This is a genomic window from Streptomyces sp. UNOC14_S4, assembly GCF_020740835.1.
In the GTDB taxonomy this organism is placed as follows: Bacteria; Actinomycetota; Actinomycetes; order Streptomycetales; family Streptomycetaceae; genus Streptomyces.
This window is the reverse complement of the sequence record NZ_JAINFC010000651.1, coordinates 1-3590: the sequence shown is the minus strand read 5'-3', so window position 1 is coordinate 3590 and position 3590 is coordinate 1. Positions and strand designations below refer to the sequence as shown.

The window sequence follows — 3590 nt, the reverse complement described above, 5'->3', positions numbered from 1 at the left end:
CCCCCAGACTCCGTCCAGGGGGACCCCCAGCCCTGCGGAACGCCTGCCCACAACCGGGAAGGCAGGACGCAGGGCGCGCCCCTTCAGGGGCGCGGGGAACTGCGCGACCAGCCGAAGGCAACCAGTGGCCGCCCACCGGGCCCGGGTGGCAACCCGGTAGGCGCACCGGGCCAACAGCGATGGTCAGGCCCTCGTCACCGATTCGCCGATGACGAAACCCTTCGCCGGACCGACGGGGACCACGGCGTCGGTGCCGTAGGGGACACGCTGCTCGCCTGCGTAGGCGGCCCTGTCGGGGTCGGGCTCGGTCAGCAGGACGACCGCGCCGTCTCCGTCGAAGTCGTCGATGAGGACGTAGAGGGGAATGCCCGCACGCGCGTACTCGCGGCGCTTGCGGATTCGGTCGCGCTGCGTGTTCCGCCAGCCGGGCGAGACCACTTCGATGACCGCCTCGACCTCGGCTGCGGCGACGCCCAGGTCTTCCTCGTCGGGAATCTCGTCCAGATCGTTCAGGGCGACGAAGAGATCCGGGATCAGGACCCTGCGGCGGTGGATCAGGTTCAGGTCATGGTGGGGGGCGTAATCGGAGTGTTCCAGATAGATCTGGAGATCGTGCCGTAGCCGGTTGATGAGGATGCCGTGCCGACGACGTCCGGTAGGTGACACCTCGATGGACCCCTCGATGATCTCGGCCCGGTAGCCCTCCGGCGACTCCATGGCCTTCCACGTCTGCCACAGGAACCCGTCCAGGTCGGATACCGGTTCTTCGTCGGCCACCGGGATCACCTCATACGCGAGTGCGGTCATCGTGGAGCACCTCCTCTCTCAGTCTGGGCGCCGGCGCCACAGCGGCACAAGCGACACCGCGACGCTACGAACCCCGGGCACGACCGGACGGCGAGACGCTCATAAGTCATTCACACAAGCGATCAATCGCCCTTGCGTGCGACCACGAAGATCCGCCGGAACGGGAACACCGTCCCGTGCGGCCCCTCCGGGTACGCCTCGCGGAGCAGCGCGCCGTACTCCGTCAGAAAGACATCGGCCTCGGTCGACGGAAGTGCCGACAGCACCGGCCGAAGCGCCGTGCCCTTCGTCCAGGAGAGGACGGGGTCGGGGCCGTGCAGGAGCTGGACGTAGGTGGTCTCCCAGGCGTCGACCTCCAGGCCGAGCCCCGAGAGGCGTTCCAGATACTCCCCCGGTTCCAGGGCGTGGCCGTGGCGGACGGGGCCCAGGCGGGGGCGCCAGCGGGGGCTCTCGCAGAGGTCGCGCAGCAGCGCGTGGCTGGGCGCGTCGAAGTTGCCGGGGATCGTGAAGGCGAGGACGCCGCCGGGGGCCAGCGCGGCGAGCCAGGCCGGGAAGAGCTCCGCGTGGCCCGGAATCCACTGGAGGGTGGCGCTGGAGAAGATCAGGTCGTACGGGCCGGCCGGGGCCCAGTCGGCGAGGTCGGCCCGGGCGAAGGAGACGCGGTCACCGGCGTACGCCGCCGCCTTGGCGAGCATCTCGGCGGAGCTGTCGAGGCCGGTGATCCTGGCTTCCGGCCAGCGGGCGGTGAGCAGGGGCGTGAGGTTGCCCGCCCCGCAGCCGAGGTCCACGATGCGGAGGGGACGGCCGGGGTCGCCCGGCAGCTCCGGTACGCGGGCGAGCAGATCCTGGACCGGGCGGGTGCGGTGCTCCGCATGGCGGAGGTACTGCTCCGGGTCCCAGGTGGGCGTGGTGGTGTCCATGAGTGCGCCCTCCAAGGCCGTGGGTGCGCTTTCCTTCGCTTTCCTTGGATTCCACGATCCCTCCGAGATCTCTTGACGTCAAGAGACTTCATGTCGACAGACCTACTACACTGACCCCATGGAGGACGAGGTCGATCGACTGGTCGCAGCATGGCGCCGCGAGCGCCCGGACCTCGACGTGGAACCGCTCGAGGTGCTCAGCCGTGTCAGCAGGCTCGCCCGCCACCTGGACCGGGCCCGGCGGCTGGCCTTCGCGGAGCATCAGCTGGAGCCGTGGGAGTTCGACGTCCTGACCTCCCTGCGCCGGGCGGGCGACCCCTACCAGCTCTCCCCCGGCCAGCTGCTCACCCAGACGCTGGTCACGTCCGGCACCATGACCAACCGCATCGACCGGCTCGCCAAGCGCAACCTCGTCGAGCGGCTGCCCGACCCCAACGACCGGCGCGGCGTGCTCGTACGCCTCACCGCCGAGGGGCGCGACCGCGCGGACGAGGCGCTCGCCGGGCTGCTCGCACAGGAACACGCCATCCTCGCCGAGCTGTCCGCCGCCCAGCGCCATGAACTGGCCGGATTGCTACGCCAGTTGACCGCCCCGTTCGACAACGTTCCCGGCTAGGTCGACCGGCCCCACCCCTGCCCGCCGGGCCAGCGCCACCGCGGCGAGCGTGGAGTGCACACCCAGCTTGCCCAGCACGTTCTGCATGTGCGTGCGCACCGTGTGCGGGGAGAGATAGAGCCGCTCCGCGACGGCCTTGCGCCCCAGCCCGGCCACCATGCAGCGCAGGACCTCGCGCTCCCGCGGCGTCAGGGACTCCACGAGCCGCTCGCTCTCCGTACGGTGCTTGCGCGCCGCCGTCAGCTCCCGCAGCACACCCGTGAGCAGCGCGGGCGGCAGATGCGTCTCGTCCCGCAGCACGCCCCGGATGACGGCCAGCAGCCGGGACAGCGAGCAGTCCTTCGCCACCCAGCCACCCGCGCCCGCCTGGAGCGCGGCGGCGGCCCGCCGGGGGTCGTCGCGCTCGGCGAGCACCACCGTCCGTACGGACGGATGTCCGGTACGGACCCCGGCCACCAGCGAGATCCCGTCCCCGGCGCCCTCACCGTGAGCCACGTGGGCACCGTGAGTGCCGTGGGCACCATGCCCGACGTGCCCCGCGTGCCCGCCCGGTGCGGCCGACCCGGACGGTCCGGACCCACCGTCCTGGCCGACACCCATGCCCATGCCGATGCCGGGGCCGATGCCGGGGCCGCGCAACTGCCCCGGTACGCCCTCCGTGCCCGCCGCGCCCAGGTCTGCGTCGACCAGGAGCACGTCGAACCGCCGCCCCTCACCCGCCGCGCGCTCCAGCGCGCGCAGCGCCGCCGGCCCGCTGCCGGCCGCCGAGACGTCCACATCCTGCTCGGCTGCGAGGGCAGCGGCGAGCGACTCGGCGAAAATGCGGTGGTCGTCGACCACCAGGACCCGAATACGTGCCATAGCCACCCCCTTGTTCCGGGCGGCGGTCAGTGCGGGTACGGCGCCCGGTGACGGGATCGCCACGCGCGCACGGCCGCCGCCGTGCCATGACAACTACCCCGCCCCCGGGCGTCGTACCTGACTGTCTCGCCCCCTGATCAGCACCGGCCCCCACCGGCGCTGTGCATCAGCGTACGGCGGGGGTCCGACGACGGAAGCCGATTGGCAAAACTGCTTGACCCGCGTGTTTATGGTGAGCTTTATGTTCGGTATTGGGGCAGCGAACGACATGGAACGACTCGATGTTGTCGCTCCCCACGACCGGAATCCGATCATCCGACGGACCACCGGCGTCACGCCGACGGACCGCCACCACCCCGCCCGACGGCCCTGACGGCCGTGACGGC

The 3590-nt window shown here is 71.4% G+C and carries 4 protein-coding genes; 1 reads left to right on the top strand and 3 read right to left on the bottom strand.

From position 1 onward, the window contains the following. Nucleotides 1–183 precede the first annotated feature (183 nt). Together K6I34_RS33735 and K6I34_RS33730 are read right to left on the bottom strand one after the other, a co-directional pair. The gene (locus tag K6I34_RS33735; protein WP_229331852.1) at nt 184–807 is read right to left on the bottom strand and encodes a Uma2 family endonuclease; all 624 of its coding nucleotides are present in this window, start codon (nt 805–807) and stop codon (nt 184–186) included. A gap of 122 nt (nt 808–929) precedes the next feature. Next, complete coding sequence (locus K6I34_RS33730) at nt 930–1727, bottom strand: trans-aconitate 2-methyltransferase (RefSeq protein ID WP_229331851.1); 798 nt, start codon at nt 1725–1727, stop codon at nt 930–932. A 118-nt stretch (nt 1728–1845) separates the two neighbouring features. Between K6I34_RS33730 and K6I34_RS33725 the strand changes: the two genes are divergently transcribed. Then, a complete protein-coding gene (locus tag K6I34_RS33725) occupies nt 1846–2343 on the top strand; it encodes a MarR family winged helix-turn-helix transcriptional regulator (protein ID WP_229331850.1) in 498 nt (165 codons plus the stop codon). Here the strand turns inward: K6I34_RS33725 and K6I34_RS33720 are convergent. Then, nucleotides 2302–3204: a response regulator transcription factor gene (locus tag K6I34_RS33720; protein WP_229331849.1), complete on the bottom strand. Its 903-nt coding sequence runs from the start codon at nt 3202–3204 to the stop codon at nt 2302–2304. The two genes, K6I34_RS33725 and K6I34_RS33720, sit on opposite strands and share 42 nt — an antisense overlap. Nucleotides 3205–3590 lie beyond the last annotated feature (386 nt).